Annotated in this window: 7 protein-coding genes; 2 read left to right on the top strand and 5 right to left on the bottom strand. The window is 48.4% G+C overall.

Features of this window, described 5'->3' with window-relative positions; genetic code table 11:
• Nucleotides 1-220 precede the first annotated feature (220 nt).
• On the bottom strand, nt 221-442 hold the full coding sequence (locus AC0YN3_RS31585; RefSeq protein WP_053373934.1) for a hypothetical protein: 222 nt from the start codon (nt 440-442) through the stop codon (nt 221-223).
• A gap of 225 nt (nt 443-667) precedes the next feature.
• Nucleotides 668-1,294: a stage II sporulation protein M gene (locus tag AC0YN3_RS31580; RefSeq protein WP_475778816.1), complete on the bottom strand. Its 627-nt coding sequence runs from the start codon at nt 1,292-1,294 to the stop codon at nt 668-670.
• A 206-nt stretch (nt 1,295-1,500) separates the two neighbouring features.
• On the opposite strand from AC0YN3_RS31580, the gene pdaB reads away from it, so the two are divergent.
• Nucleotides 1,501-2,310: a polysaccharide deacetylase family sporulation protein PdaB gene (gene pdaB / locus AC0YN3_RS31575; protein ID WP_441946559.1), complete on the top strand. Its 810-nt coding sequence runs from the start codon at nt 1,501-1,503 to the stop codon at nt 2,308-2,310.
• 1 nt (nt 2,311) lies between these two features.
• Here pdaB and AC0YN3_RS31570 read toward each other — a convergent pair whose 3' ends face one another.
• Nucleotides 2,312-2,935 carry a KinB-signaling pathway activation protein gene (locus tag AC0YN3_RS31570; protein ID WP_475778815.1) on the bottom strand — a complete coding sequence of 208 codons (624 nt, stop codon included), beginning with the start codon at nt 2,933-2,935 and terminating at the stop codon, nt 2,312-2,314.
• Between the two features lie 290 nt (nt 2,936-3,225).
• On the opposite strand from AC0YN3_RS31570, the gene gerD reads away from it, so the two are divergent.
• Nucleotides 3,226-3,930: a spore germination lipoprotein GerD gene (gene gerD / locus AC0YN3_RS31565; RefSeq protein ID WP_475778814.1), complete on the top strand. Its 705-nt coding sequence runs from the start codon at nt 3,226-3,228 to the stop codon at nt 3,928-3,930.
• A gap of 134 nt (nt 3,931-4,064) precedes the next feature.
• On the opposite strand, the gene AC0YN3_RS31560 is transcribed toward gerD, so the two are convergent.
• The gene (locus AC0YN3_RS31560) at nt 4,065-5,192 is read right to left on the bottom strand and encodes an Mrp/NBP35 family ATP-binding protein (RefSeq protein ID WP_475778813.1); all 1,128 of its coding nucleotides are present in this window, start codon (nt 5,190-5,192) and stop codon (nt 4,065-4,067) included.
• A 114-nt stretch (nt 5,193-5,306) separates the two neighbouring features.
• A complete protein-coding gene (gene cwlD, locus AC0YN3_RS31555) occupies nt 5,307-6,095 on the bottom strand; it encodes an N-acetylmuramoyl-L-alanine amidase CwlD (RefSeq protein ID WP_475778812.1) in 789 nt (262 codons plus the stop codon).
• Between the last annotated feature and the right edge of the window lie 66 nt (nt 6,096-6,161).

Genomic DNA, 6,161 nt, shown 5'->3' with positions numbered 1-6,161 from the left:
AAACTCTCCAAATTGGTGTTTGACTTGCTCATTACTTGTTATCGCTTTTTCGCTTATCCCGAAGGATTTGCGAGGCAGTTGTTACTCGTTGTTCAGTTTTCAAAGAGCAATTTACTCTTTCGCGTTAATCGCCTGTGTCTCGTTGGCGACAAGAAATAATATATCACAGGGGCCCAATTAAATGCAACCCCTTTTTAAAAGTTTTTTTAAAACCACAGATTTATCGATAAGAACGCGCATTTAACGCGTACCGCGAAAGCTCTTTCGGCGAGGCAATTCTTGCATACATGCGAAAGATGATTTTGTATCGTCTTGTAATTGCCTGCTTAATATCTCCGTCTAACCGTGAATCATTCAGGTCGAGCAGCATTTCATCCAGTTCTTTTCGAAGGACGTAGTCGAGTTCTTTGCATTCTTTATCGTTGAATAGTATTCCGAGCATAGCCGTAAGTGACCTCCTTTAGTTGTAAAGCGCAACTAGACCGTCCTTTAACCAAGATGAAACGGCTATCGCCAACCTCTGGCAGCCCAGCGCGTTTCATTCCGAGAAATATAGAGAAAGGATGAAGAAATCACAAACTTTCCTATATTTGAACAAAAAAGCAACGCCTCACGCAAATGCGTTTCGACACTGCTTTACTGTTATGCTCAAATATTGGAAAAATTATTACATCGTTAACAGCCATGTTGTAAATGTACTTTCAATAACGGCTGCGATTAGAAGCGATATTGTCAAAACAACCATCATAGGTACCGACCTTGCAACGAACCCTTCGAGCTCTTCGCCCAAGCGGCCAGACTTCGACCTTGCGAAAATAAGCGAGCCCAATGCCTTAAGGACCAATACGCCAAATCGCATGCCATAGGCACAAGCTATAATAATAGCAGGTATCTCCAATATCCCGTGCGGCAGCAGTCCTTTTACGATAATCTCCAAGACATACCCGCCCCCGTGCAGCTCAGCCATGCCTTTCAGCAAATAACCAATCACCATGCCATTCACGACCAAAAAGAAAAACGGCAGGATGCCGAGCATAGCGCCCAGATACATCACAACGATTGACTTAATGGCATTATTCAAAAAGATAAACACAATCATCGTTAAAGTAGGATTGCTTGAATCATCGATCATATTCGAAATTTTCCCAAGCCCCTCTAGCTGTCCATCCAGAAAAGACTTAAATGCCGGATTAATCCCCCCAATGACCATTCCAGCCAGAAAAAGAATAGCAGCAAAAGCAATATACGGATTCATTCTTTTGAAATAGTCCCAATTCACCTGCCATTTGAACAAAAGATTCCCCTCCAAATTAACATTCTTCGCATGATTGATGAATATCTCGTTTGTACGAGCATAGATTGTACAACAAGCGTAAATGACATCCGCTCTCCATGGAAGCAGTTGCTCATTTCGCAATAAAAGACAAGCGAAGTATAAAGGTCGGATTTATACTTTCTTAGCTTTGTACAAGCTTCCATTAGAGAGGAGTGCCCTTCCCCATGAATGTGTTTTATGTATTGAACGGCCGAAAGTTGAAACGCTATTTCTTAATCGCGATTGCTGTCGTCTTCTCCGTCGGCATCATCTACGCAGAGCGCGACAACATTACCGTGTTTGCCCCACAACAGCCTGCAGCCATCTACAGCGTGCCCACTGATAAGAAGGTTGTTGCTTTAACCTTCGATATTAGCTGGGGAGACAAACGAACAGAGCCTATTCTTAATGTATTGAAGGAAAAGAACATTAAGCAGGCTACCTTCTTTCTGTCATCGCCTTGGAGCCAATCCCATCCGGAAATCGTGAAAAAAATCCAAGAAGCCGGATACGAGATCGGCAGCCACGGCCACAAGCATGACAACTACAGCAAGCTTAGCGATGAAGAGATTCGCAAGCAGATTACGACTGCTCATACGATTTTATCCGACGTGACTGGCAAGCAGCCGAAATTAATCCGACTTCCTAACGGCGATTTTGACAAACGAGTGCTCCGCATCGCGGAGGAATTGCAATACAAGGTCATTCAATGGGATACCGATTCACTCGACTGGATGAATATCGGTACGGATAAAATCATTAACCGCGTCGTTACTCGGGCACATCCCGGCGATATCATTCTGTTCCACGCGAGCGACTCAGTTAAGCAAACGCATGAGGCCTTGCCTGCCGTCATCGATCAGCTGCGCGAGAAGGGCTACGACTTCGTGACTGTCACCGACCTTATCACGCAAACAGAAATCGACGGCAAAGCAGTACAGGACAAGACAACGTCTACGTTCCCGCAGCTGAATGCCGCCGAGTTGGAATACTAATCTATACGACCGGCTTTGCGGCAATTGGCGCTGAGTCGGTCGTTTGTTTTTTGACCAAACGATGCATCATCATAATTTGGTATGCATTGCAGACAAACAGGGGAACCATCATAAAGATAATGGCGGAAACGTTCGTCTCGCCTTGAAGCGCCGGCCAGGATTCAATGAAAGTGACGACGAACATGAGGAACATCGTAGGAACGAAGGCCGTTTTGTTCGTTTGCTTCACCTTGATCCATGATACGACGCCAGAGAAAACAAGCAGAACAAGCGGCAGCAGCCAGAAAAACCAATTGTTCATGCGCTGTTCAAACAGCAGGTAACCAAGACCGGCCGCCGCAAATATCGTTGTATACCCTTGCAGAGCATTCCATAAGTATTTTTTGCCGAAAACACTAAGGGCAATGTAGTTTAAGGTTAAATACGCGAAAAAGCCCATTTGGCTAAAAGCCCCGATCATGAGTCCGACTAAAGCCATCATTAACGCATTGAACCCTACCGCCTTAAAGCCTAAAAAACCAAACTCCGGATCAACCCATGCCATGATCGCACCGGTAACCACGCAAGCTAGTCCCCCTACTACCATGCCGCTCCAAAATAAAAAGAACCACTTTTTTAAATTCACGTTCCTAATCCTCCTGAATGTTTATGACGGCTGCTCCTATGCGGTACAACCCTAAATAACGATGTCATTCGTCTTGCTAATGGCCATTATGGATTACAACTGTATACTGCAATGCTTAAATGCTTCCGTATTACCCTTTATTTTACCACGTTCACAACAAAAAGCTAACGATTGTCCATGATAATACGGTGAACAATGCGCATAATAAGACCGTGATTCATCACTTTTAGAACGATTTGGTCAACCTTATGGCATACAGCAGTACTGACATAGAAGGGAGCATGCGAAGAATGCGTAAAAGGTGGGCTTTATTGTTGGTTATCTCAGCAATGGTGGTTGTGCTTGCAGGGTGCGGCGCCGAGCCGTCAGGAGGAAATGAACAGGTCAGCTACAAGGACTTGAAATCCATGGTCATCGATATCCTCAAAACGGAGGATGCGCAAAAAGCGCTGCAGGAATCGTCTCAGCAAATGTCCGGCTATTCCGGTCAGACCTCCAAGCTGCTGTCGGTACAGGATCAAGAAGAGGTTCGCTTAGCCGTCAAGGACGTATTGATCTCTCCGCAGTATGATAAGGTCATTAAAAAATTGATGGTAGATCCTCGGTTTGCCGGGGAATTCGCAAAGTCCGTCAATAAGCAGAACAAAGATATCCACAAAGAATTAATAAAGGATCCCTCTTATCAGGCTGATTTGATTAAGGTGCTCAAAAATCCTGAAATGGATAAGATGATCCTTGAGGTGCTGCAAAGCACGCAATACCGTAAAGAGGTCATGTCACTCATGCAGGATGCGATGCAAAATCCATTGTTCCGCTTGGAAGTGCTTGATCTTATGAAAAAAGCGGTTCAAGAAGAACTCAAGCCGAACCCTGACGAGAAAGTCGATAAGAAAAAAGATGAAGGCTCGGGCGAAGAGGAGCAGAAATCAGAGGAAGAAGACCAGCAAGGCGATGATTCCGGATCAGGAGACGATCAAAGCGACTCTGGCATGTAGCAGGATTAACTAAGCAGGATTGACTGACTGCTGGGCAGTAGAAGTTCTGCGTTCAAAAAAGCCCGAACGGGGTTGTCCAAGTTGGAAGCTGGCATACAGCTTCGGGACACTCCGTTCGGGCTTTTGCATTTAATTTAGCTTTCGCATTTGGCTAGTACACTGTCGGCGAGTTCCAGGTAGAGCTGTCCGGTTTCCGTATCCGCTTTGTATACCGACGGGGCAAAATCATGCTCAGATACATGATTGTCAGGCGCTCCGAGCGGGATTTGGGCAAGCAGCTCCGCATGTAGGTTCTCTGCCAAGCGCGCACCTCCGCCGCGGCCGAATACATATTCCTTCTCGCCTGATGACTTGGACACGTAATAGGACATATTTTCCACGACGCCGATGATTTCATGCTCCGTCTTAATCGCCATGGCGCCGGCACGAGCGGCAACGAATGCTGCGGTCGCATGCGGCGTCGTTACGATAATTTCTTTGCTTTGGGGGATGATTTGATGAACGTCAAGCGCGACGTCCCCCGTTCCAGGCGGAAGGTCCAGCAGCAAATAATCCAGCTCGCCCCATTCGATTTCCTGGAAAAAGTTGCGGAGCATTTTGCCAAGCATCGGTCCGCGCCATACGATTGGGCTGTTGTCTTCAACGAAGAAGCCCATGGACATAACCTTTACCCCAAATTTTTCTATGGGGATGACACGCTCGTTCACGACCTCCGGCCGCTCTTCAATGCCCATCATATCAGGCACGCTGAAGCCGTAAATGTCGGCGTCGATGATCCCGACGCGCTTGCCTCTGCGGGCTAAGGCGACCGCGAGATTAACGGTCACCGTCGACTTGCCGACGCCGCCCTTGCCACTGGCGACGGCGATGAACTGCACGCCGCTGCTAGGATCCAGCAGCGCAGTGGCTAGACCGGCACCGTGGCCCTCAATGGGCGCGGAGCCGTTTGCTTTGCCGGCACCGCCGGCGCTAGCCGCGGCCGGTGCTTTGGTAGCCGCAGGCGGCGGCGTAGACGCGCCTGCGCCCGCGGCTGGCGCTGCCTCTGCACGAAACCGGAAGTGCACGGTTTCGGCGCCCAGGCGCGCCAGTGCCTCGCGGAGCGAGGCCTCAAGCGCGGGATGCGAAGCCGCGCCCGCCCCTAGGACCGTCATGGATACCTGACGGTCCCGAACCATTACGTCGCGGATGGCGATCCCATCCGCCTTATATTGTGCCGTCACGGATTCGACGGCTTCTATTGCTTGCTCGCGTGTCAACGTCATATGTGTCCCACCTTTGTATAATTAAAACCATATAATAATGATTATAACACAGGAAGCCGAGCATCCAACCCTTCCATCGAAACGGACATCCCTTCCCTACATGACAGCAGCTCCTTACTTCGTTGTTACCTCATCCTGAAGCACGCTCCCGCTGAGCTTCTCTCCGGACATATAGCGCAGTACCCCTTCATAAATAGATGCGGCTACTTGCCTTTGGTATTCCGTATCCGCAAGCCGCTGCGATTCGCCGGGGTTGGAGAGAAAGCCGACCTCCACTAACGCTGTAGGGATATTTTCGATTGCTTTCAGCACATATACATCCTTCACGGTGGCCGCTACTCGCGTCGTATTTTCCAAGTTGCGTTTGATTTCATCTTGAATGAAGGTAGCCAGAACACGATTGTCAGGGTGATTGGCGGGATGAAAAAAAGTCTGTGCGCCTGACCACTTTGTCGAAGGAATGCTATTCATGTGAATGCTAATGACAGCGGCCGGTTCACTTCCTTTGATCAAAGCAACTCTCTTTTTCAAATCCTCGGTCTTCCGCTTGCTATAAGCTCTTGCATCTCCGGTGGCGAGATCATAATCCCCTTCCCGCGTCATAACCACCATTGCGCCAGCCTGCTGCAAGTAATCACGCAAATACAACGCAATCGCAAGATTCAGATCCTTCTCAATCACGCCTTGCTTGCTAACCGCTCCGCCATCAACCCCGCCATGACCAGCATCGATAGCAATGGTTTTCCCCGACAACGGAAGCGTCCAATAGGACCAAGTTTTAGCTGAAGGCATCGTTTGCGTAAGCAGAATACCGGTCAGAGCAATCACCAGCAGCCCAATCGCTATGCGTATAGCCCCTTTGTACGTCATCCATACGACAACATGCCGACCCATTCGGCGCATAAAAAAACCACCCCGTCCCCATTAAATGAATACGCGGCATCGGGCAGCTCTTATAAGCCAAATGCT

Source organism: Paenibacillus sp. J22R232 (assembly GCF_056269165.1).
The sequence above is the reverse complement of the archived record's forward strand: the minus strand, read 5'-3'. Positions and strand labels throughout refer to the sequence as shown.